This window comes from Phytoactinopolyspora limicola, assembly GCF_011320225.1.
GTDB classification, from domain to species: Bacteria; Actinomycetota; Actinomycetes; order Jiangellales; family Jiangellaceae; genus Phytoactinopolyspora; species Phytoactinopolyspora limicola.
Map to the genome: position 1 here is coordinate 155,308 of NZ_JAAOEN010000009.1, position 22,227 is coordinate 177,534.

Annotated in this window: 20 protein-coding genes; 17 read left to right on the top strand and 3 right to left on the bottom strand. The window is 67.4% G+C overall.

Translation table 11 applies throughout. From position 1 onward, the window contains the following. Window positions 1-24 precede the first annotated feature (24 nt). From G8760_RS20055 to G8760_RS20130, 16 genes are all read left to right on the top strand, one after another. A complete protein-coding gene (locus G8760_RS20055) occupies window positions 25-291 on the top strand; it encodes a putative sulfate exporter family transporter (RefSeq protein WP_166354472.1) in 267 nt (88 codons plus the stop codon). A 24-nt stretch (window positions 292-315) separates the two neighbouring features. Then, window positions 316-546, top strand: a complete 231-nt coding sequence (locus G8760_RS20060; RefSeq protein ID WP_166354474.1) for a hypothetical protein — start codon at window positions 316-318, stop codon at window positions 544-546. Between the two features lie 114 nt (window positions 547-660). Next, window positions 661-1,398 (top strand): FadR/GntR family transcriptional regulator, encoded by a 738-nt coding sequence (locus G8760_RS20065; RefSeq protein ID WP_166354476.1) that lies wholly within the window; start codon window positions 661-663, stop codon window positions 1,396-1,398. Continuing rightward, entirely contained in the window at window positions 1,398-4,130 is a 2,733-nt protein-coding gene (locus G8760_RS20070) for an alpha-L-rhamnosidase (RefSeq protein WP_166354478.1), read from the top strand. Before G8760_RS20065 ends, G8760_RS20070 begins: the two co-directional genes overlap by 1 nt. Further along, window positions 4,127-5,131, top strand: coding sequence for an ABC transporter permease (locus tag G8760_RS20075; protein ID WP_166354480.1), 1,005 nt, complete (start codon window positions 4,127-4,129; stop codon window positions 5,129-5,131). The genes G8760_RS20070 and G8760_RS20075 overlap by 4 nt, the downstream gene beginning before the upstream one ends. Further along, entirely contained in the window at window positions 5,128-5,952 is an 825-nt protein-coding gene (locus tag G8760_RS20080) for an ABC transporter permease (protein ID WP_166354482.1), read from the top strand. The genes G8760_RS20075 and G8760_RS20080 overlap by 4 nt, the downstream gene beginning before the upstream one ends. After that, a complete protein-coding gene (locus G8760_RS20085) occupies window positions 5,952-6,971 on the top strand; it encodes an ABC transporter ATP-binding protein (RefSeq protein ID WP_166354484.1) in 1,020 nt (339 codons plus the stop codon). Before G8760_RS20080 ends, G8760_RS20085 begins: the two co-directional genes overlap by 1 nt. Continuing rightward, window positions 6,968-7,786, top strand: coding sequence for an ABC transporter ATP-binding protein (locus G8760_RS20090; protein ID WP_166354486.1), 819 nt, complete (start codon window positions 6,968-6,970; stop codon window positions 7,784-7,786). Before G8760_RS20085 ends, G8760_RS20090 begins: the two co-directional genes overlap by 4 nt. Then, entirely contained in the window at window positions 7,783-9,411 is a 1,629-nt protein-coding gene (locus G8760_RS20095; RefSeq protein WP_166354488.1) for an ABC transporter substrate-binding protein, read from the top strand. Before G8760_RS20090 ends, G8760_RS20095 begins: the two co-directional genes overlap by 4 nt. Before the next feature lie 28 nt (window positions 9,412-9,439). After that, entirely contained in the window at window positions 9,440-10,258 is an 819-nt protein-coding gene (locus G8760_RS20100) for an SDR family NAD(P)-dependent oxidoreductase (RefSeq protein WP_166354490.1), read from the top strand. Continuing rightward, window positions 10,255-11,208 (top strand): C-terminal binding protein, encoded by a 954-nt coding sequence (locus tag G8760_RS20105; protein WP_166354492.1) that lies wholly within the window; start codon window positions 10,255-10,257, stop codon window positions 11,206-11,208. The genes G8760_RS20100 and G8760_RS20105 overlap by 4 nt, the downstream gene beginning before the upstream one ends. After that, on the top strand, window positions 11,205-12,134 hold the full coding sequence (locus G8760_RS20110) for an alcohol dehydrogenase catalytic domain-containing protein (protein ID WP_166354494.1): 930 nt from the start codon (window positions 11,205-11,207) through the stop codon (window positions 12,132-12,134). Before G8760_RS20105 ends, G8760_RS20110 begins: the two co-directional genes overlap by 4 nt. 22 nt (window positions 12,135-12,156) lie before the next feature. Beyond that, window positions 12,157-12,954 carry an MBL fold metallo-hydrolase gene (locus G8760_RS20115; protein WP_166354496.1) on the top strand — a complete coding sequence of 266 codons (798 nt, stop codon included), beginning with the start codon at window positions 12,157-12,159 and terminating at the stop codon, window positions 12,952-12,954. Beyond that, window positions 12,947-14,515, top strand: coding sequence for an AMP-binding protein (locus G8760_RS20120; protein WP_166354498.1), 1,569 nt, complete (start codon window positions 12,947-12,949; stop codon window positions 14,513-14,515). Before G8760_RS20115 ends, G8760_RS20120 begins: the two co-directional genes overlap by 8 nt. Window positions 14,516-14,518: 3 nt before the next feature. Then, window positions 14,519-14,986 (top strand): helix-turn-helix domain-containing protein, encoded by a 468-nt coding sequence (locus tag G8760_RS20125; protein WP_166354500.1) that lies wholly within the window; start codon window positions 14,519-14,521, stop codon window positions 14,984-14,986. Then, window positions 14,983-15,345, top strand: a complete 363-nt coding sequence (locus tag G8760_RS20130) for a HepT-like ribonuclease domain-containing protein (RefSeq protein ID WP_166354502.1) — start codon at window positions 14,983-14,985, stop codon at window positions 15,343-15,345. The genes G8760_RS20125 and G8760_RS20130 overlap by 4 nt, the downstream gene beginning before the upstream one ends. Here G8760_RS20130 and G8760_RS20135 read toward each other — a convergent pair. Both G8760_RS20135 and G8760_RS20140 read right to left on the bottom strand, forming a co-directional pair. After that, a complete protein-coding gene (locus G8760_RS20135; protein WP_166354504.1) occupies window positions 15,319-16,338 on the bottom strand; it encodes a phosphotransferase family protein in 1,020 nt (339 codons plus the stop codon). The two genes, G8760_RS20130 and G8760_RS20135, sit on opposite strands and share 27 nt — an antisense overlap. Further along, window positions 16,335-17,525, bottom strand: a complete 1,191-nt coding sequence (locus G8760_RS20140; RefSeq protein WP_166354506.1) for an acyl-CoA dehydrogenase family protein — start codon at window positions 17,523-17,525, stop codon at window positions 16,335-16,337. Before G8760_RS20140 ends, G8760_RS20135 begins: the two co-directional genes overlap by 4 nt. Before the next feature lie 139 nt (window positions 17,526-17,664). On the opposite strand from G8760_RS20140, the gene G8760_RS20145 reads away from it, so the two are divergent. Next, window positions 17,665-18,300 carry a TetR/AcrR family transcriptional regulator gene (locus G8760_RS20145; RefSeq protein ID WP_207782534.1) on the top strand — a complete coding sequence of 212 codons (636 nt, stop codon included), beginning with the start codon at window positions 17,665-17,667 and terminating at the stop codon, window positions 18,298-18,300. Between the two features lie 196 nt (window positions 18,301-18,496). Here G8760_RS20145 and metH read toward each other — a convergent pair whose 3' ends face one another. Further along, window positions 18,497-22,123, bottom strand: a complete 3,627-nt coding sequence (gene metH, locus G8760_RS20150) for a methionine synthase (RefSeq protein WP_166354510.1) — start codon at window positions 22,121-22,123, stop codon at window positions 18,497-18,499. Between the last annotated feature and the right edge of the window lie 104 nt (window positions 22,124-22,227).

The window sequence follows — 22,227 nt, forward strand, 5'->3', positions numbered from 1 at the left end:
CGCCGCCGCGCCCCGAGCTCAGCGTTGACGCTCGTCGTGGTCAGCGTGTCGGTGACCTACGCCGGGACAGTGCTGCTAGGCCGGATGTTGGGCCTGTCGGCCGAACGTAGCTTGTTGATCGCCACCGGATTCTCCATTTGTGGTGCCACCGCGGTGGCCGCGGCGCGCAGTGTCGTGGACGGAGACGACGACGATGCCGCTGCGGGGATCGCGCTGGTCACCATCGTCGGCACGCTCGCCGTTGTTGTGTTGCCGCTGCTGTACGGGCCACTGGGGCTCGATCCGGAGTAGTTCGGCATCTGGGCTGGAGCCAGCGTGCACGAAGTGGCCCAGGTAGTCGTTCGCACTATGGACATCATCCCCGCGGGTGTGGTGGACGCGGCTTCGGTGGCGCAGACCGTCCTGCTCGCCGCCGCCATGTTCGGCGTGGGTTCGTTGGTCCGGGTGAACCGGCTGATCCGCGGGGGCGGACCGGGCCTGGTTGTCGGCCTGTTATCCACCCTGTTGATCAGCCTGGTGTCCGTCGCCGGCCTGTCTCTGTTGTAGATCGTCACTCGAGGGCGTCACGGCCGAGAAGTCGTCATATGAATTTGCGAGCCTGTGCGGTAAATTCTCGGTAAACCTTGACATTCATCATATGACTTGCCAGGATCAGCGGCGATGCGGAACAACAAAGGAAAGCGGAGCCAGGCCATCGTCGGCGAGTTCATGCGACTGATCGCCTCGGGTGAGCTGGGCGAGGGTGCGGCATTGCCGACCGAGCCGGAGCTGTGCGAGCGGTTCGGCGTCGGCCGGGGCACGGCGCGGGAGGCGATCCAGGCGCTGGCGGCCAAAGGATTGGTGACCGTTCGGCACGGTAGCGGCACCGTGGTGGCTCCGCGGTACTTGCATCACCAACTTGACCCGGACTACCTCAGGGTGAAGGGGCACGGCGACGACCTAGCCGAGTTCGTCGTCGAGGCCAGAGAGGGCCTGGAGCCGATGATCGCTCCGCTGGCGGCGCAGCGGGCCACCGACGACGACTTGAACCACCTTCGCGAGCTCGTCGAGGAGCTGGCCAACGTCGGCGAGGCCGACCCGGAAGTACATGCGAGGGTCGACATCGCATTTCACGCCGCCCTGGCCGCCGCCAGCGGCAACCCGGTCCTGACGGCGATGCATGACCTCATCACCCAGCTCGGCCTGCGCTACCGGCAGTTCTCCGTGCAGGTTCCGGGAGCGGTCGAACGGGCGGTGATGTGGCACCGGCACATTCTCGAGGCCATCGAGGCACGGGATCCGGGAGCCGCGGCCGACGCCATGCGGATGCATCTGCGCCAGGTCAGGTCCGAACTGGAGCACGTACCCAGGCAGTTCCTGAGCCCCGATGACGACGGCGGAAACCGAGAGGACGTGTGATGAGTGCTACGGGGGTATCTCCGCACCGACTGGTCACGGGGCATCGGCATGATCCCCTCGGCCTGCCGGCCCGCCATCCACTGCTCTCGTGGTCGGTCGACGGCGGCCCACTCGCACCCGGTTCGTTCGAGGTGCGGGTGGCCGAGTCTCGGGCCGCGCTCGCGGAGCCCGAACAACTCATCTGGAGCACTCACACCGAGCGGCCCTGGGTGGTGTACGACGGCCCGCCGCTGGGCTCGCGAGACCGGCGCTACTGGCAGGTCGTGACGGCGGCCCCGTCGGGGCGGGCCAGCAGCGAACCGGCCACCTTCGAGGTGGGCCTGGCCGGTCTGGCGGACTGGCACGGGAGTTGGGTCGCACCGGTATCGCGCCCGTTCCGGCGGGAGAGTTGGGATCCGTGCCCCCACCTGCGGCGGACCTTCACCCTCGAAGACCAGCCGGAACGCGCGCGGCTCTACGCCACGGCGCTCGGGATCTACCGCGTGTGGGTCAACGGCACCGAACTCACCGCGGACGCACTATTCCGGCCAGGCTGGACGGACTACCGCCGCCGCCTGTACCACCAGACGTTCGACTGCACACATCTGCTCCGACGGGGGACCAACGTCATCGCCGTGGTGCTGGCCAATGGCTGGTACGCGGGACGGCTCGGTTTGCTGCGGGAGCCGGGGTTCTACGGGAACCGGCCGGCGTTCCGGGCGCAGCTGGAGACGTCCGGCCCCGACGGCGCCACCTCGACGCTGGTCACCGACCAGGCGTGGCGGGTTGGTTACGGCGCCATCCAGGCCACGGATCTGATCCGCGGCGAGGTCCAGGATCTGCGGCAGGAGCCGCGAGGCTGGCGCGACGCCGGGTTCGACGACGGCGGCTGGGCCGAGCCGGACCAGCTTGATCACCCGGCCGGGGTGATCCTCGAACCACAACCCCATGACTCCATCCGGGCTCACCGGGTCCACGAGGGACGGCTCGTGCACGAGCATGGCCGTGGCCCGGCCGTATTCGACTTCGGACAGAACATCGTCGGCTGGACCCGGATCGAGTCTCCGCTGGAACCGTCGGTTGAGCTCATCGTCCGGCACGGCGAGATCCTCAGCCCGCACCGGCGGGTCTACAGCGAAAACCTGCGGGGTGCGTTCCAGGAGGATCGCTACGCGGTGGGGGAGCGCGGCCCGCACCGGCTCGAGCCGCTCTTTACTCTGCACGGGTTTCGGTACGCCGAGGTTTGGGGGCTGCCCCAGGCGCCCGGTACCGATAGTCCGGCGAGCGATTCAGAATCCGACGCATCGCCGCAGCGGGTTGGGTTTCAGGTTCACCCCGACGCCGCCGTCACGGCGGTGTCGGTGGAGACCGGCCACGACGCCGTCGGCACGTTCGAATGTTCCGACGAGCGGCTCAACGCCCTCGCGCGCAGTATCGAATGGACGGTCCGGGACAACTTCCTGGAGGTCGCAACCGACTGCCCACAGCGGGATGAACGGATGGGCTGGCTGGGCGACGCCGGCGTCATCGCGCCCACCGCGGCGTACATGTTCGACGTCGGCGCGTTCCTGGCCAAGTTCACTCAAGACGCGGCCGACGCGCAGACCGCCGACGGCGCTATCCCGTCGTACGTGCCGTCGGTGCCGCCGTCGGAGCACATTCCTGGTGCACCCGGCTGGGCGGACGGGTTCGTGCGGCTGGTCCATCTCCTCGTCGAGCGTTATGCCGACGTGGTGTCCGCAGCGCGGCTCTTCGACCACGTCCGGCGGTTCGTCGACCATGTGGATCGGCATAATCCCGACGGGCTGCGGGTCAGCGCGGTAGGGGCGGATTTCGGTGACTGGTTGTCGCTGCCCGAACACGACGGGCACACCATTCACCCCGGGTACGAATACACCGGTGCCTACTCGACCAGCCCCCGGGCCGTGGTTGGTACCGCGCACAGCTACCGGACCTTCGTCGAAGCGGCCCGGATCGCCGGGCGGCTCGGCCACCTGGGGGAGAGCGAACGTTACGCCGCCCGGGCGGAGGAGATCCGCGCTGCCTACCGCGCCGCGTTCGTCGCCACCGACGGCACGATCGACGGCGCCACCCAGACGGTATACGCGCAGGCGGTCGGCTACGGTCTGGTGCGCGACGAAGAAGCCGAGATGGCCGTCGAGCATCTGGCCGGTCTGATCGAGCAGCGTGGACACCTCACTACCGGGATCCACGGCACCGGGCATGTGCTTGCGGTGCTGGCGCGGCACGGACACGAGGAACTCGCCGTGCGGATGTTGCTACGCGACGAGTATCCCGGCTGGTTGCACATGCTCGCCTCGGGCGCGACGACGATCTGGGAACGCTGGGACGGCATCAAACCCGACGGCACGGTGGCTACCTCGGAGATGAACTCGTTCAACCACTACGCGCTGGGCGGTATCGGCACCTTCCTCTACGAGCGCCTGGCCGGGCTCGACGCGTCGGCCTTGAGCTGGGATGGGCGGGTCGACGTCCGCCCGCTGTATACACCCCGGCTGGACTGGGTCCGGGCGTCGTACCAGAGCCCGAGTGGAACCATCGAGAGCGGATGGCGCCGCGACGGGGCCACGATCACCCACCAGCTGAACGTGCCGGCTACCGCGGTGGCCCACATTTACCTCCCGGACGGGTGGACGCTGCGTTCTGGTGCACCGGCCGCTGCCGGGCCGGCGGATGTCCGGCTCGGTCCGGGCCGCCATGACCTGGTCATCGCCTCGGCGGAGAGCCGGTGACCGGCGGCGCGGGAGTGCCGGCGGTCGCCCTGCGGCGCGTCCTGCTGAAGCTGCTCCGGCTGGTGGCGGTGCTGCTGGTAGTGGGCACCCTGGTGTTCCTCGGCATGGAGTTGCTGCCCGGCGGTCCGGCCGAGGCGATGCTCGGTGTGTCGGCCACCCCGGAATCCGTCGCCGCGCTCAACCATCAGCTCGGCCTCGATCAGCCGCTGCTCGAACGGTACGCCAGCTGGGTTGGTGGGCTGCTCCAGGGTGATCTCGGGCAGTCGTTCCGCACCGGCCAGGACGTGTCGGCCATCGTGGCCACCAGGCTGCCGGTGACGCTGGAGTTGGTGATCGCCGGTCAGATCGTCGCTCTGGGCCTGGCGCTGCCGCTGGCCATGGTGTCGGCCGCCCGGCGCGGCACCGTGGTTGACCGGGGCATCAGCATGATGGTCTTCTCCGTCCTGTCGACGCCGCACTTCGTCATCGGCGTCGTGCTCATCTGGTTGCTGTCGGTGAATCTCGGCTGGCTGCCGGCCACGGGGTACACACCACTGAGCGACGGAATCTGGCCGTACCTGTCCGGGATGATCATGCCCGCCGTGGCCCTGGCCGCCGCGCCGTTCGCCCAGTACCAGCGGGTGCTGCGGGCCGATCTGATCGAGACCAACAGCCAGAGCTTCATGCTGGTGGCCCGGGCCAAGGGGATCTCGCCGATGCGCAGCGCGTTCCGGCACGGGTTGCGCCCAAGCCTGCTCGGTCTGAGCACCGTCATCGGGATCACGATCGGGACGTCGATCGGTTCGTCCGTCGTCGTGGAGTCGTTGTTCGGGTTACCCGGACTGGGCGCTCAGCTGGTCAACGCGGTGCAGGCCCGCGACTACCCCGAGGTGCAGGGGATCGTCCTGGTGGTCGCGGCATCGTTCGTGGTGATCAACGCCATCGTCGACGCCTTGTACACGGTGATCGACCCGCGGCTGCGCCAACGCCGCCCGACGCGACAGGAGGCGGTGACCCGATGAGCGCATCGATGCGCAAGGACCGGACTCACCTGTTCGCCCTCGCCTGGTTGGGGTCGCTGATAGTTGCGCTGCTGGTGCTTCCGCCGCTGCGGAGTTTGGATCCGCTGGCCCTGGACTCCACCGCCCGGTTCAGTGGCCCGTCCGGTGAGTATTGGCTCGGCACCGACGATCTCGGCCGTGACCTGCTAGCCCGGGCGTTGGACGGTGCGAAGATCTCGCTGCTGGTGGGGCTCGGGTCGACGGCGATCGCGGCGCTGATCGGGGTGCCGATGGGGATGATCGCCGGCTACCGCGGAAAAGCCGCGGACGCGGTGGTGTCGTTCATCGTGGACGTGGTGCTCGGGTTCCCGGGCCTGGTGCTGGCGCTGGGGCTGGCCGCGTTCCTCGGGCCGTCGGTGACCAATGTGATGATCGCCATCGCGGTACCGCTGATCCCCGCGTTCGCCCGGCTCGCCCGGGCGCAGACCATGTCCTTGCTCACCCGGGAGTTCGTCGAAGCCAGCAAGGTGATCGGCACCCCGACGCTGTCGATCATGCGACGCGACATCGTGCCGAACATCTCCGAGGCGGTGCTGGCCTTCGCGCTAGTGAACGTCGGGCGGGCGATCCTCATCGAAGGTGGGCTCAGCTTCCTCGGTATTGGTGTGCCACTGCCGCAACCCACCTGGGGAACCATGATCAACGAGGGCCGGGTGTATCTCACCCAGAGTCCGGCGATCATCCTCGTGCCGTCGGTGTTCATGATGCTCACCATCCTGAGCATCAACATGCTCGCTGACCGGTACCTCCTCGACCGCACCACCGTGACGGGAGGTTCGTGATGCCTGAAACCACGCCACTGCTCAGCGTCGAGAATCTGCGGGTCCGATTCACCACCCCGGACGGGGTCGTGACCGCGGTCGACGGCGTCGATCTCCGGCTTGGCCAGGGGGAACGGCTCGGCATCGTCGGGGAGTCGGGATCCGGCAAGAGTGTTCTCATCCGCACCATCATGGGGTTGCTCCGGCCGGGAGAGGCCGACATCGACGGGCAGGTGATCTTCGACGGCCGGCCGGTGCTGGCGATGAAGGCTCGGGAGCGGCGCCGGATCTGGGGCAGCGAGATCGGGATGATCTTCCAGGATCCGATGAACTCCCTGCACCCGATCACCCCCGTCGGAGCCCAGATCGCGGAGGTTCTGCGGCTGCACCGGGGGATGAGCGCCAAGGCGGCCCACGAGCGGGCGGTTGAACTGCTGGATCTGGTCAAGATCGCCGAGCCGGGACGACGCAGCCGGCAGCGCGCACACGAGTTGTCCGGCGGGATGCGCCAGCGGGTGATGGTCGCGATGGCTATGGCGTGTGAGCCGAAGCTCCTACTGGCCGACGAGCCGACCACGGCTCTCGACGTCACCGTTCAGGCCCGCATCCTGGAGCTGTTCGACACCTTGTGTGATCAGTTCGGGATCGGGTTGATCCTGGTCAGCCACGACCTCGGCGTGGTTGGCCGGCACACGGACCGGGTCGCGGTGATGTACGCCGGCCAGATCGGTGAAACCGGCCCGGCCCACCAGGTCCTCGGCAATCCCACCATGCGCTACACCCGGGCCCTCATGGACGCGGTACCTCGCTGGGGGCTGGACCAGCAGATACTGCCGACACCCATCGGCGGGCAGCCTCCCAACCTCCTGGCCCTCGAACCGGGGTGTCATTTCGCGCCGCGGTGCGTGGCAGCTACCGAGCAGTGCCACACCCATCGCCCGGCGCTGCTCGCGGTGCCGGACGAACCGGACCACTATGCCGCCTGCTGGCACCCGGTAGCCAGTGACGACCAGCCCGAACGGGAGGTGTCTCAGGTATGAACCACCCCAGCGCCATGACATCAGGGGAGCGCCATCCGGTGCTGGCCCTCGAACACGGCCGCGTCGTGTTCCCAGGCCCGGCTGGCACGAAGTTCGAAGCGGTCCGCGGGGTGTCGATGGCACTGCACGCCGGGGAGATCGTTGGCCTGGTCGGTGAGTCCGGGTCTGGGAAGTCGACGACGGCCCGCGCGATGCTTGGTCTCACCCAATTGACGTCCGGCACCCTGGCGTACCACGGACGGCCGGTGACGTGGGCCGACCGGACTCTCCGAGCGCGGGTCCAGGCGATCTTTCAGAACCCGGTTGGTTCGTTCAACCCGAAACGGTCTCTGCTCGACTCGGTGGCCGAGCCGCTGCGGGTGTGGAAACGGGGCACCAAGGAGCAGCGCCGCCGCACCGCCCTGGAGGTGTTGGGCCAGGTCGGGATCTCTCCCGAGGTCGCCGCCCGGCGGCCGACGAGGGTGTCCGGCGGTCAATGTCAGCGGGCCGCGATCGCCCGGGCCATCGTGCTCGAACCAGAGGTGCTGATCTGTGACGAACCGGTCTCCGCCCTCGACGTGTCCATCCAGGCGCAGATCCTCGAACTTCTGGCCCGGCTACGGACCGAGCGGAACCTGGCGATGTTGTTCATCTCGCACGACCTCGCCGTGGTGTCGGCGCTGTGTGACCGCACCGCGGTGATGTACGCGGGGGAGATCGTCGAAGAAGCACCGACGCTCACCCTCGCCAACGCGCCGACCCACCCGTACACCGAGGCTCTACACGCGGCCGCGGCCGCGGTCAGCCCAACGACGAGAAGGAGTGCACGGCCATGAGACGACGTTTGCTGGCTACACCGGTGAGGTTGACCGCACTTGTCATCGCCACCGCCATGGCCGCCGCGGCGTGTGGTTCGCCGGACGACGGTTCGGGTTCACCCACGTCCGAACGGAACACATCCGATGCCGACGCTGACGCCGACGGCGGCGCCGGTGGCGACACCGAGCTGGTGGCCAATCTGGCCGAAGCATTGACTACCCTCGACCCGGCCCGTGGTTCGGCCAACGCGATGGCCACGGTTGGGTACGCGATCTACGACACTTTGATGAAGGTGGAGAAGCTCGGCGACGAACCCACCCCGAACATCGCGGAGTCGCTGGAGCCCAACGACGACTTCACCGTGTGGACGATGACGCTGCCCAGCGGGGTGAAGTTCAGCGACGGCACGGACTTCGACGCCGACGCGGTGAAGTACAACATGGACCGGCACATCGACCCCGACGTCGGCTCCACCGCGGCGGCGCTGTTGTCGTCGGTCGAATCGGTGGAGGCACCGGACGAGACAACGGTGGTGTTCAACCTCGCGTACTCGTTCGCGAACTTCCCCACCGTGCTGGCCTTCGACGGATCCGGCACGGCCGGTTACGTCGCGTCGCCCACCGCGCTCGAAGAGTACGGCGACGATTACACCACCCACGCGGCCGGTGTTGGTCCGTTCGCTCTGGAGTCGTGGTCGCCGGGGGCCGACGTCGTTCTGGTCCCCAACCCGGAGTACTGGAACCGCGAGAACAAGCAGATGCAGCTCAGCCGGATCGTGCTCAAGAACATCGAAGACGAGCAGTCCCTGTATCAGGCGGTCCAGGCAGGTGACATCGATCTCGGGTGGTTCGCCGAACCCAGCATTCTCAGCGATGCGATCACCAACGAACGCGTCGTCACGGTGATGGGGGTGGGCAGCGACCAGGAGAGTATCGCGCTCAATCTGACCGTGCCGCCCTTCGACGACATCCGTGCGCGCCAGGCGGTGTCGATGGCGATCGACCGGCAGGAGATCATCGACTTGATCATGGAGGGGATGGCCGAGCCGGCGTACAACCTCTTCCCGCCCACCGATCCGTTCCACAACGACGCCGCCAACCCGGACTACGACCTCGAAGCCGCCCAGGCCTTGGTAGCCGAGTACGAAGCCGACACCGGGCAGCCGTTCGAGTTCAACTACGACTGCCGCGGCGACATCCGGGCCACCTCGGTGATCGAACGCCAGCTCACCGCGGCCGGAATGAACGTGACGGTGCGTAACGTCAGCGGCGCGGATCGGCTGGCGGCCTACCTGGCGGGTGACTACCAGGCGGTGTGCTGGACGATGGCGGGATTCCTGACGCCGGACGCCCTGCCGTACCGGTTCTTCCACTCCGCCGGGGACCTCAACTCGATGGGTTTCGACAACGCCGACTTCGACGCGTACGTCGATGGTGCGCGGCAGGTGGACGACCCCGCGGAGCAGAAGGAGTTGTGGTCGTCCGCCGACGAGGTTCTCGCCACCGAGATGCCGTGGGTGTGGACCACGTCGCTGCCGATCGGATGGGTCTACTCGCCGGACATCGAGAGCATCGACTTCGACGAGCCGGAGCGGCTGCGGTACAAGATCCCGATCTTCGAGAACATGTCGCTGAACCGGTAGCACGGCGGCGCGAGGAAGGTAGGTACATATGAACGGGCGCGACCAGGTGGCCCTCGTCACCGGCGCCGCCTCCGGCATCGGGCGGGCCACCACACAGGAGCTCGCCGTCCGGGGCGCTCACGTGGTGATGATCGACATCAACGCCACCACGCTCGGCGAGTCGGCGGCGGCCCTGCGGGAGCAAGGGCTCAGTGTCGCCGCGGTGCCGGTGGACGTCAGCGACCGGCGGGCGGTGGATTCCGCCGTCGGTGATGTCGCGGGTGAGCACGGCCGGCTGGATATCGTCGTCAACTGTGCGGTCAACTTCCTGGCCCGCGGCGTTGACGTCACCCCGGACGAGTGGGACCGCGTGCTGCGGGTGAACGTCGGTGGGATCAGCAACATGGTGCAGGCCGCGCGGCCGTACCTGGCCGCCGCCGACGGCGCCGCGGTGGTGAACACCGCCAGCATCTCCGCTCATATCGCCCAGCCGGCCCGGTGGACCTACAACACGTCCAAAGCCGCGATCGTCAACCTGACCCGGTGTATGGCCATGGATCTGGCCCCGGACGGAATCCGGGTCAATGTGGTGAGTCCGGGGTGGATCTGGACGCCGGAGGTGAGCAAGGCCGCCGGCGGCGACCGGGACCGCTGGGAGCCGGTGTGGGGGAGGTACCACCTGCTGCGCCGGTTGGGCGAACCCCACGAGGTGGCCACCGCCATCGCGTTCCTGTGCTCGTCCGACGCCAGCTTTATCACCGGCACCGAGCTCATGGTCGACGGCGGATACAGCGCCATGGGGCCCGAGGGCCTCGGGGACACATCCACCTTCGCCGGCACCGAAACAACAGGTAGGAGCACCACATGACCCGCGGCCACTCGGTGGTCATCACCGACACCAACCTCGGCGATGGTTCGCACGAGCGTGCGGAGCTTGGCGAGGGGTTCACCGTGACCCGCCACCAGGTCACAACCGAAGACGAGGTCATCGATGTCGGCAAGGGCGCGGACGCGCTGATGGTCCAGTGGGCTCCGGTGACGAGCCGGGTCCTGGAGAACCTGCCCGGGCTACGGGTTGTGGTGCGCTACGGCATTGGGGTCGACAACGTGGACCTCGACGCCGCTCGGCGTTTGGGTATCAAGGTCGGCAACGTCGACGACTACTGCATCGAGGAAGTCGCCGACCATTCCGCCGCCGCTATCCACGCCCACAGCCGGCGGCTGGTCAGCGCGTCGCGCGGGTACACCGAGCGGGGCTGGACCACCGCCGGCATCACCAAGCCGGTGCCCGTGCGTGACGACGCCGTCGGCCTGGCCGGATTCGGGCGGATCGGCCGCTCGGTTGCGGCTCGGCTACGCGCACTGGGTTTCCCGGTCTTCGTCTGGGACCCATATGCCACCGACGTGCCCGACGACGTCACGATCGCGGGTTCGTTGACTGAGCTGGCCGCGTCCGTGAACCACCTGAGCCTGCACCTTGCCCTCAACGAGCAGACCCACGGCATCGTCGACACGTCGGTGCTGCGGGCGTTGGGACCGTCGGGACATGTGGTGAACACCGCACGTGGTGCGCTGATCGACGAACCCGCACTCCTCACGGCTCTTGACGCCGGCGAGGTCGGTTTCGCGTCGTTGGACGTGCTGGCCAGCGAACCACCCGAAGGGACCTCCGCGGAGCTGGCCGCACATCCGCGGGTGCTCGTCACCCCGCACGTCGCCTATCTGTCGACCGAGTCGTTGCCGCAGTTGCGGCTGCGGGCGGCCCGTAAGGTCCGGGACCTGCTGACCGGAACGGGTGACGGGATGGCGATCGGATGAAGGCCATGGTGTTCACCCGGCCGGGCACGGTGGAGATGTGTGACGTCGCCACCCCTGAGGCGGGTGCCGGGGAGGTGGTGGTCGACGTACGGGCCGTCGGGATCTGCGGGAGTGAGCTGCACGGCATCGGCGAGGGCACCCTGCGGCGGCCACCACTGGTGATGGGCCACGAGATCGCCGGCCTGGTCGGTGACCGGCGGGTCACCGTCAACCCGCTGCTGAGCTGCTCGGCCTGCGACATGTGTGGCTTGGGTGCGGACAACCTGTGCCGGAACCGCGCCATTCTGGGTATCGACCGGCCCGGTGGGTTCGCCGACGCCGTCGTGGTGCCCGAATCGGCGGTCCACGAGATCGACGACTCGATGACGTTCGCGGCGGCGTCCATGGTGGAGCCGCTGGCCAACGCCGTACATGCGCTGCGGCTGGCCGATCCGGGCCCGTCGGACCGGATCGGCATCATCGGCGCCGGCGCCATCGGGCTGATGTGCCTGCTGGTCGCGGCCGCTCAGGTGGACGACGTCGCCATCTGCGATCTTGACCCGCGGCGGATCGAGACTGCGCAGGAACTCGGCGCATCCCGGGTGGGCACCGCGCTGGACGGTGAGTACGACGTCGTCGTCGACGCCGTTGGTGCGGAAACCACCCACCGTGCTTCGCTTGAGGTGTTGCGCCCCGGCGGCACCGCGGTGTGGATCGGGCTGCAAAGTAGTAAGGCCGGCTTCGACGGGCAAGGAATCGTCCGCGAGGAGAAGCGGGTGGTGGGCTCGTACTGCTACACGCGCGACGATTTCGCGGCGGCCCTGAAGCTGGCGGTCGGATTGCCGCTGGACTGGCACACCACGTTCCCGCTCACCGCCGGCGTCGACATCTTCAATGAGCTCATGGCCGGTACCGCGAGCACGGCGAAGGCGGTCCTGGTCCGGTGACGAGCAGGCAAAGGAGGCAGGAATGAGCTTTGACGTCAGGTTGCTGCACGTGGGCGACGGCGACGTTCCCGGGCCCGAGGTGTACTGGATGTCCGACTGGGATCAGTGGTATCGGCTGGCGTTCCAGGCGTTTCTCATCCAGGGCGACGGCATCAACGCCCTAGTGAGTACCGGGCCAGCTGAGGATCTGACTCCGATGAACGACCAGTGGGCGTCGTTCCTGGGGGAGCGGGCGGCGATGCGCCGCGAACCCGGCCAGTGGTTGCCCGACCAGTTGCGGACGCTTGCGGTGGATCCCGCGGATATCACCCACGTGATCCTCACGCCGTTACAGCTCTACACCACGTCCAACGTCGGCCATTTTCCCAACGCGGAGATCTGTCTGGCCGAACGCGGCTGGCTGCATTTCCACCGCACCAAGCGGCACCCGCACGACAACCGGTGGAGTTCCATCCCGCCCGACGTCCTCACCTACCTCACCCACGACGCGTGGGACCGGGTGCGCCTGCTCGCCGACGAAGACCAGATCGTGCCGGGCCTGCGCACCTGGTGGGCCGGGTCACACCACCGCGCCAGCATCGTCGTGGAGGCGGACACCACCGAAGGACTCGTCACCATCACCGACGCCTACTTCACCCAACGCAACCTCGACGAGCGGCACCCGATCGGCATCTGCGAGAACATCTACGAGGCTCTCGCCGTGTTCGACCGGGTGAGCCGGGTGGCCGACCACACCCTGACGTTGTACGACGCCGATCAGCTGACGCGGTATCCGAGCCGGGTGATCGGCGGCCGTGGCGGCGGGACGGCCAGTGGCTGAGTTCACGTTCGAGGCCCTGACGCCGACCGCCTTCCTGCGGCGTTCGGCGACGGTGTTCCGGGACCGCGTCGCGGTGGTCGACGGTGAGCACACCTGGACCTACGGCGAGTTCGATCAACGCTCCAGGGCGCTCACCGGGCTGTTGAGCGGGCTTGGTGTCCGGCCGGGGGACCGGGTCGCCGCGTTGTGCACCAACAGCCACGTCATGCTGGAGCTTCACCACGGCGTGCCGATGTGTGGTGCGGTCCTGGTGCCGCTGAACATTCGCCTGGCTGTGGACGAGCTGGTGTACATCGTTGGGCACTCCGGCGCCACCGTGCTCATCGCTACGGCCGAGCTGGCGGCCGCCGCGCGGCAGGTCGCCGACGCCACCGGCGTGCGCGTCGTCGTCGCCGGCGGCCCCGACGACGAGTACGAGCGCCTACTGGCGTCGTCGTCACCGTCGCCAGTGGCCACCAGCGACGAGACAGCCCTGCTGTCGATCAACTACACCAGCGGCACCACCGGCCACCCGAAAGGGGTGATGTACCACCACCGCGGCGCGTACCTACAAGCGCTGGCGATGGCGATGCACAACGGCCTCGGACCGGCCAGCAGCTACCTGTGGACGTTGCCGATGTTCCACTGCCACGGGTGGTCGTTCCCTTGGGCGGTGACGGCGGCCGGCGGCACCCAGGTCTGCCTGCGGGCGGTCGACGCGGACGTCATCTGGCAGCTGCTGCGCCAGCACGGTGTCACCCATTTCAGCGCCGCTCCCACGGTGTTGTCGATGATCGCCAACGCGCCGTCGGCTGACGGCCCGCCCCTCCCAGCGCCGGTGGCGGTGACCACCGGGGGTGCACCACCGTCGCCCACCCTGATCGCCCGGATGACCGAGTTGAACATGGAGGTCACCCACCTGTACGGGCTCACCGAGACGTTCGGCCCGATCGCCATCAACCAGTGGAATCCCGAGTGGGACGCGGCGGGGCCGGACCAGCAAGTGATGCTGCGGGCCAGGCAAGGTGTGGGTAACGTCGTCGCCAGCCCGCTGCGGGTGATCGACGGTCACGGTGCGGACGTCCCCGCCGACGCCGCCACCCTCGGGGAGATCGCGGTACGCGGCAACGACGTCATGCTCGGGTACTACCGCGACGACGACGCCACCCGCGCGGCCACGGTCGACGGCTGGCTCCGGACCGGCGACCTCGCGGTATGCCACCCGGACGGCTACGTCGAGGTCAAAGACCGGCGCAAGGACGTCATCATCTCCGGGGGAGAGAACATCTCCTCGGTGGAGGTGGAACGCACCCTGGACAGCCACCCGGCCGTGCTGGAGAGCGCCGTCGTCGGCGCCGCACACGAGAAGTGGGGTGAAGTCCCGGTAGCGTTCGTGGACCGCAAACCCGGGTACACCGTGGACGAGCGTGAACTGATCCAGCACGTGCGCGCCCGGCTGGCCGCGTTCAAAGCACCGAAACGAGTGGTATTCGGTCCGCTGCCGAAAACCTCCACCGGAAAGATCAGGAAGAACGTGCTCCGCCAGCGCTGGCAGACCGATTATGCGTCGACATATAGTTGATCCGTGGATGCGGCACGTCGAGTACGTACAGCACGTGTCCGGGCGGGCATCAGCCAGAGCGAGCTGGCCCGCCGTAGTGGTGTGCCGCAGTCGCATATCTCGCGCATCGAGTCCGGCCAGGTCGAGCCGACCGAGCAGACGATGAACAAACTCGCGGCGGCGTGCCGGCTGCGCCCGTCGGTCTTGTTGAAGGAACACCGCAGCGAGATTCTGGAGCTGGCCAGCAAGAGCGGGGCGAGCAATGTGCGGGTGTTCGGCTCGGTCGCGCGGGACGAAGACACCCACGATTCCGACATCGACCTGCTGATGGACTTCGAGCCGGGCACGTCCGTGTTCACGCTGGCCGGGCTCCAAGCCGAGCTGGAAGAGCTGCTCGGTGTTCACGTCGACGTGGTGGGTGACAGCAAACGGCAGCCCCGCCGTGGCAAGACTATTCTGGCCAATGCTCGGCGCGAGGCAGTGGCGTTATGACCTCAGCGCGAACGGTGCGAGAACTGGCCGGAGACGTCGAAGTGCTCGCGGAGGTCGCCGCCGCCATCCGAGCCAAAGGTGAGGATGCCTTCTTCGACGACGGCATGGACGGCGAGATACTCCGGCGGGCCGGCCGCCAGCTTGTTGTTGATCTCTGGTCCGCGGTGGATCGACTTCCGGCGGATGTCACCGACGCACACCCACAGATTCCCTGGAAAGGGATCAAAGGAATGCGCAACCGGGTCGCCCATACCTATGAGCATGTGGACGACGAATATGTGTGGGGTGCCCTGGCGCAGGATTTTCGGCGAGTCTCGGATGCGCTGGCCGGTTCAGCTGTTGGTGGCCAGCGCCCGTAGACCGTTGGCGACGAGTGGCGGCACGGCGTCACCCACCGTGTCGAAACCCGAGCCGCGGGTCAAGCCAGCGGTATAGCGGGCGTGGATGCCCTCGGCGATGACGGCGATCTTGAAATACCCGAGGGCGACGTAGAAGGCCAGCCCGCTCAGGTCCCGGCCGGTCGTTTCGGCGTAGCGCTGCGCGAGCTCGTCCGTCGACGGCAGCCGCGGGCTGGTGGACGCGGCCGAGCCAGCGAGCACCGGCTCGAACACCGGATCCGCATAGACCAGGTGCAGGCCGAGGTCGGCCAGGGGATCACCGACGGTGGCCATCTCCCAGTCCACCAGGGCCCGCACCACACCTATGTCGTCGGGGTCCAGGATGGCGTTGTCGATGCGGAAGTCACCGTGCACGATGGCCGCGCCGGCCTCGGCCGGACAGGTGTCGGCGAGGCGGGCATGGAGGGCGTCGACATCGTCGAGCTGGCGGGTGCGCACCCGTTGCCATTGGTCGTTCCAGCGCCGTACCTGCCGGCGCAGGTAGCCTTCGGGGCGCCCGAAATCACCGAGCCCGACGTGTGCCGGGTCGACGGTATGCAGGCGGGCGAGGACGTCGACGAGCCCGAAGGCGCACCGGCGGATGTCAGCCGCCGGTAGCGTGTGCAGCTGCTCCTGGCTGCGCAGAACCGGCCCGTCGACGTAGCGGACCACGGAGAACGGCACACCCAGGACGTCGTCGTCGGCGTAGGCCACCGCGCGCGCCACGGGGACGTCGGTGTCGGCCAAGGCGGACACGACACGGTACTCCCGATACATGTCGTGAGCGGAGGGTGTCAGCCCACCCAGCGGAGGGCGGCGAAGGACCCACGTGGAGTGCCCGTCGGTGAGCCGGTAGGTCAGATTGGACCTGCCGCCCTCAAGTAGCCGAGCGGTGAGCCGGTCACGAAACCCGGGCACGTGGTCGATGAAGAAGCGCTCCAGAGCTAGTAGGTCGAGCCCGGCGTCGTCGCTCATTGGCCGCCCGCACTGTGTCGGCGGACAACTCGGCGGGCGATCGCCCACCGGTGGGTCTCCGACGGGCCGTCGTAGATCCGGAACGGCCGTACCTCCCGCAAGAAGCGGCCGAGCGGCACGTCGGCGGAGATGCCGAGCGACCCGCATATTTGGATCGCGCGGTCGACTACTCGCCAGATCGCCTCCGCGCAGAAGGTCTTGGCAATCGCCGTCGACTGTGCCGCCGAGCGGCCCTGGTCGAGCTCCCAGCATGCCTGCAGGATGAGGCCACGGCAGGCGGCGATGTCGATCTCGTTGTCGGCGATCATCTGCTGGGCCATGCCGAGGTCGGCCAGCCGGGAGCCGAACAGGTCTCGGCTGGTGGCCCGCCCCACCGCGATGTCTTGTGCCCGGCGGGCGATACCCAGCCAGCGCATGCAGTGGGTCATCCGGGCCGGTCCGAGCCTGACCTGGGCGTAGCGGAATCCCTCGTCGACTTCGCCGAGCACGGCATCGTCGGGCACGACACACTCGTCGAAGAGGATCTCCATGTGCCCGCCGTAGAGGCTTTCGTCCAGCGTCTCGATGTGCCGGAGCTGTTTCATTCCCGGGTTGTCCGCATCGACGAGGAACATGGTGGCCCCGCCCAGGTCTCCCGGCTGGCCGGACGTTCTCGCCATACAGATCGCGAAACCCGCGCCGTCGGCTCCGGTGATGAACCATTTACGTCCGTCGATACGCCAGCCACCGTTGACTCGCTCCGCGCGGGTGGTGAGAGCGCTCGGATCCGACCCGGCCCCTGGTGCGGGTTCGGTCATGGCGAAACACGAACGGATCGCCCCGGCGACGAGCGGGCGTAAGTAGCGCTCTCTTTGATCGTTGGTGGCCACGGCTTCGAGCAGGTGCATGTTGCCTTCGTCGGGCGCGGCGATGTTCAGCGCGAGCGGACCGAGCAGAGAATATCCGGCTTCCTCGAAGACGGGGGCCCGGCTGCGCATATCCAGCCCGAGCCCGCCCATGTCGGTGCCGGCGTGTGGCGCGAGCAGGCCAGCCTCTCGGGCTGATCGTTGCAGGGTGCGCCGGATCTCCTCCGAGCGCACGACGCCGTTGTGTTCGTCCTCGACCGGGAGCACGACGTCTCGGACGAACTGTGCCGTGTGTTCGGCCAGGCGGGCGACGGCTGGCTCGTGGGTGAAGTCGACGGCCACGGATCGGCTCCTTCGGCTAATGGTTATTAGCCAAAAGGCTAGTGTAAAAGACTACGTAGAGCAACTACGTGAAGACCATGGGTGGAATGGGTGCGAGAATCAGGCTAGTCATCGATAGCCGAGCCGGTGAGGGATGGGCATGAGTGAAGCAGTCGAGCGAACCCGATCAGCCCGGATGGCCGAAATTCGGTCCGCCGCGCTGGAGCTGTTCACTCAGCTCGGATATCCGGCGACCACGATGGCTGACATCGGTGCGGCTGTGGGGATGAAGGGGCCAAGCCTCTACAAACACGTAGCATCCAAACAGGACCTGCTGGTGGACATCATGACCAGCACCATGACGGACCTGCTGGACGCGCACCAAGCGGCCGTCGCAACCGCCAACCACCCTGCTGAACGGCTTCGTCGTGCCACCGAGGCGCATGTGCGCTACCACACCAGGCATCGGCTGGAAGCGTTCGTCGGCAACCGGGAGTTGCGCAGTCTGGTCGAACCACATCGGTCGCACGTGCTCTCGTTGCGCGCCGATTACGAGGTAGGGTTTCGCCGGCTGGTCGCCGACGGCGTCGACTCGGGTCATTTCCAGGTGACGTCCACGCGCCTGGCGTCATACGCCATCCTGGACCTCGGGATGGGCGTGTCGTCGTGGTATCGCGACGACGGCGACCTGAGCGAAGACGCCGTCGTCTGGCAGTACGGAGAACTCGCGTTGCGAATCGTCGGACTGTGTCCCGGCGCGAGCGCTGGCACCGTGGTCACGCCGCCGGGGCCGTAAGTGGCGGTTTGACCGATGCCCGGTGATCGTTAGCGGTTCTCCGCCCCAACCCCCGGTGATCGTCGGCGGCATTTGGTCGCAATAGCGACACTGCTACGGCAACGATCACCGGGGAGGAGGGCGGAAATTTGCTGATGATCACCGGGGGAGTGGGGTCGGTGACGTGCCCATGGGTTGGGTTATGGGTGGTGGGCGGTCACTGAGGGTCGTAGGCGAGGTTAGGCCGCAGCCAGCGCTCCACTTCGGCGATGTCGAGACCGCGCCGCTTCGCGTAGTCCTCGACCTGGTCTCGCCCGATCCGTCCCACCGTGAAGTACCGCGAATCCGGGTGCGCGAAGATCAGGCCGCTGACGGCGGCCGCGGGTGTCATCGCGTAAGACTCGGTCAGCGCGAGCCCGACGGCGTCGGCGTCGAGCAGGTCGAACAGATCACGTTTGGGACTGTGATCCGGGCAGGCCGGGTACCCAAGTGCTGGGCGGATGCCGCGGAACCGTTCGGCGTGTAGGTCGCCGATAGCGGGTGTGGCGTCCGGCTCGAACCATTCGCGGCGCGCTTGTAGGTGGATGTACTCGGCGAACGCCTCGGCAAGCCGGTCGGCAAGTGCCTTAACCATGATGGCGCGGTAGTCGTCCTTCGCTTCCTCGTATGTGGCCGCGAGGTCGTCAGCGCCGTGGATCACCACGGCAAAACCGCCCAGGTGGTCACCTTCCGGGGCGACGTAGTCGGCGAGGCTGCGGTTAGGACGGCCCTGCGGCTTCTGCGTCTGCTGGCGCAACATGGGGAACCGCACGCCGGCGTCGTCGAGGATGATGTCGTCTCCGTCGGCGTGTGCTGGCCAGAAGCCATACACACCGTGTGCCCGGAACGAGTTGTCCGAGATGATCTGATCCAGCAGCGTGTTCGCGTCGTCGAACAGCTCCCGGGCCACCGGCTGGTCCAGGATGGCCGGGTACTTGCCTTTGAGTTCCCAGGCCAGGAACAGGAACTGCCAGTCGATCATTTCGCGCAGGGTGGCGATTTCCGGCTGGATGGTGCGTATGCCGGTGAAGCCCGGGGTGGGAAGGTCGTCGAAAGTGATGGCTTCCCGGTTGGCCCGCGCGTCGGCGATCGTCAGCAACGGCACCCGTTGTTTGGACTCGTGCTGTTCGCGGAGTCTCTCCTGCTCGGCACGGTTGGCTGTGTCGAGGTCCTTGGCGCGGTCGTCGTCGAGGAGATCCGACACCACACCAACGACGCGTGAGGCGTCGAGAACGTGCACCGTGGTGTTGTTGTAGGCCGGAGCGATGCGGACCGCGGTGTGCTGGCGTGACGTGGTCGCACCACCGATCAGCAGCGGCAGCGTGAGCCCGCGTCGCTGCATCTCTTCGGCGACGGCGACCATCTCGTCGAGCGACGGCGTGATCAGCCCGGACAGCCCCACGGCGTCCGCGCCCTCCGCAACCGCGGTGTCGAGGATCTGCGCCGCCGGAACCATCACACCGAGGTCGACGACGTCGTAGCTGTTACACCCAAGCACCACACCGACGATGTTCTTGCCGATGTCGTGGACGTCGCCCTTGACGGTGGCGAGGACCACTTTTCCGTTGCCGCGGTCGGCGGTGACATCGCCGGCCAGCCGGGCCCGCTCCTTCTCGGCCTCCATAAACGGTTCGAGGTAGGCCACGGCGCGTTTCATCACCCGGGCGCTCTTGACCACCTGCGGCAGGAACATCTTCCCGGCGCCGAACAGGTCGCCGACAACCTTCATGCCGTCCATCAGCGGACCTTCGATGACGTCCAGGGGTCGGGCCGCGCGCTGACGGGCCTCCTCGGTGTCGTCCTCCACGAAGTCCACGATGCCGTGCACCAGCGCATGGCTGAGCCGCTGCTCGACGGGAGCCTCGCGCCAGGACAGGTCGACGGTTCGTTTGGTGGCCGACCCGCTCACCGTCTCGGCGAACGACACAAGCCGGTCGGTGGCGTCGTCGCGCCGATTGAACAGCACGTCTTCGACAAGTTCAAGCAGGTCAGCCGGGATGTCTTGATAGACCGTCAGCTGCCCGGCATTAACGATGCCCATGTCGAGTCCGGCCGGAATGGCATGGTAGAGGAACGCCGAGTGCATCGCCTCGCGCACGACGTCATTGCCGCGGAAGGCGAACGACAGGTTCGAGATGCCACCACTCGTGCGTACCCCCGGGCAGCGCTGCTTGATCAGCGGGAGCGCGTCGATGAACTCCTTGGCGTAGTTGTTGTGCTCAGCGATCCCCGTGGCGACGGCCAACACGTTGGGGTCGAACACGATGTCTTCCGCAGCGAACCCGACCTTCTGCGTCAACAGGTCGTAAGCCCGGGCGCAGATCGACACCTTGCGCTCCGTCGTGTCCGCCTGCCCCTGCTCGTCGAAGGCCATGACAACCACGCCGAAACCGTGATCGCGGATGTGCCTGGCCTGCTCGAGGAACTGTTCCTCACCTTCCTTCAAACTGATCGAGTTGACGACACCTTTACCCTGCACGCAGGTGAGGCCCGCACTCAGCACACTCCACCGGGAGCTGTCGATCATGATGGGTATACGGGCGACCTCGGGCTCGGTGGCGATCAAGTTGAGGAACGTCGTCATGGCTCGCTCGCTGTCGAGCAGATCGGCGTCCATGTTGACGTCGAGCAGGTTTGCTCCACCACGTACCTGTTCAAGGGCGACGTCGGCGGCAGCCTGATAGTCGTCGGCCTCGATGAGCTTGCGGAACCGGGCCGAGCCGGTCACGTTGGTGCGCTCGCCGATCATGACGAAGCCGGTGTCGGGGCCGATCTCGAATGGTTCCAGCCCGCTGAACCGAGTGGCCGGTACCGGTGCCGGGAGCGCCCGCGGCGAGATAGTGGCGACGGTAGCGGCGATCTCCTTGATGTGTGCCGGAGTGGTGCCGCAGCAGCCGCCGACGATGTTGACCATGCCCGAGTCGGCGAACTCGCGGAGCAGGCCGGCGGTTTCCCCGGGGGTTTGGTCGTAGCCACCAAAGGCGTTGGGCAGCCCAGCATTCGGATGCGACGAGAGATAGCTATTGGACAGTCGGGCAAGCTCGGCCACATGCGGGCGCATCTCCGCGGCACCGAGTGAGCAGTTCACCCCGACGACGAGCGGCTCCGCACCCTCGATGGAACGCCAGAACGCCTCGACGGTCTGACCGGACAGCGTGCGCCCACTCAGGTCGACGATGGTCACCGAGATCCACAGCGGCAGGTGCGGGGCGGCCTCTCGCGCGGCCATGATGGCGGCCTTGGCGTTCAAGGTGTCGAAGATGGTCTCGATCAGCAGGAGGTCGACGCCCCCCTCGGCAAGCCCCCGGATCTGCTCGGCGTACGCGGCCTTGACCTGCTCGAACTTCACCGCCCGATAGGCGGGGTCCTCAACCCGCGGCGACAGCGACAGCGTGACGTTCAGCGGCCCGATCGAGCCGGCGACGAAACGTTCCCCGAACTCGTCGGCCGCCTGGCGGGCTAGCTGCGCGCCGAGCACGTTCATCTCGTGTACGTAAGACTCGAGACCGTAGTCGGCTTGGCCGATGCTCGTCGCGGTAAACGTATTGGTGGTGGTGATGTCGGCACCCGCTGCCAGGTATTGCCGATGCACGTCGAGAACAACATCCGGCTTGGTGAGGTTGAGCAGGTCCGGATCGCCGGTGACGTCGTGGGTGTGGTCGGTGAAACGCTCACCTTGATAGTCGGCCGTGGTGAGTTTGGCGTCCTGCAGCATGGTGCCCCATGCGCCGTCAAGCACGAGGATGCGCTGGTTGAGGAGTTCGCGGAGACGATCCGTGCTCCCCGAAGCTGCGAGCGTATCCATATCTGCCTAGCCACCTTCCGTCGGAAGGCGCCCTTGACTGCGGAGTCCAAGGAGTCGAGCGTGGCGGGTTGTTACCCGTTGCAGCGCCTCTCGACCTGACACCG

Excerpts from the sequence above, each read along its gene's own strand:
- G8760_RS20100 (WP_166354490.1), top strand. The coding sequence starts at position 9,440 with ATGAACGGGCGCGACCAGGTGGCCCTCGTCACCGGCGCCGCCTCCGGC.
- G8760_RS20115 (WP_166354496.1), top strand. The coding sequence starts at position 12,157 with ATGAGCTTTGACGTCAGGTTGCTGCACGTGGGCGACGGCGACGTTCCC.
- G8760_RS20130 (WP_166354502.1), top strand. The coding sequence starts at position 14,983 with ATGACCTCAGCGCGAACGGTGCGAGAACTGGCCGGAGACGTCGAAGTG.
- G8760_RS20065 (WP_166354476.1), top strand. The coding sequence starts at position 661 with ATGCGGAACAACAAAGGAAAGCGGAGCCAGGCCATCGTCGGCGAGTTC.
- G8760_RS20110 (WP_166354494.1), top strand. The coding sequence starts at position 11,205 with ATGAAGGCCATGGTGTTCACCCGGCCGGGCACGGTGGAGATGTGTGAC.
- G8760_RS20090 (WP_166354486.1), top strand. The coding sequence starts at position 6,968 with ATGAACCACCCCAGCGCCATGACATCAGGGGAGCGCCATCCGGTGCTG.
- G8760_RS20080 (WP_166354482.1), top strand. The coding sequence starts at position 5,128 with ATGAGCGCATCGATGCGCAAGGACCGGACTCACCTGTTCGCCCTCGCC.
- G8760_RS20070 (WP_166354478.1), top strand. The coding sequence starts at position 1,398 with ATGAGTGCTACGGGGGTATCTCCGCACCGACTGGTCACGGGGCATCGG.
- G8760_RS20145 (WP_207782534.1), top strand. The coding sequence starts at position 17,665 with ATGAGTGAAGCAGTCGAGCGAACCCGATCAGCCCGGATGGCCGAAATT.
- G8760_RS20105 (WP_166354492.1), top strand. The coding sequence starts at position 10,255 with ATGACCCGCGGCCACTCGGTGGTCATCACCGACACCAACCTCGGCGAT.
- G8760_RS20085 (WP_166354484.1), top strand. The coding sequence starts at position 5,952 with ATGCCTGAAACCACGCCACTGCTCAGCGTCGAGAATCTGCGGGTCCGA.
- metH (WP_166354510.1), bottom strand. The coding sequence starts at position 22,123 with ATGGATACGCTCGCAGCTTCGGGGAGCACGGATCGTCTCCGCGAACTC.
- G8760_RS20135 (WP_166354504.1), bottom strand. The coding sequence starts at position 16,338 with ATGAGCGACGACGCCGGGCTCGACCTACTAGCTCTGGAGCGCTTCTTC.
- G8760_RS20095 (WP_166354488.1), top strand. The coding sequence starts at position 7,783 with ATGAGACGACGTTTGCTGGCTACACCGGTGAGGTTGACCGCACTTGTC.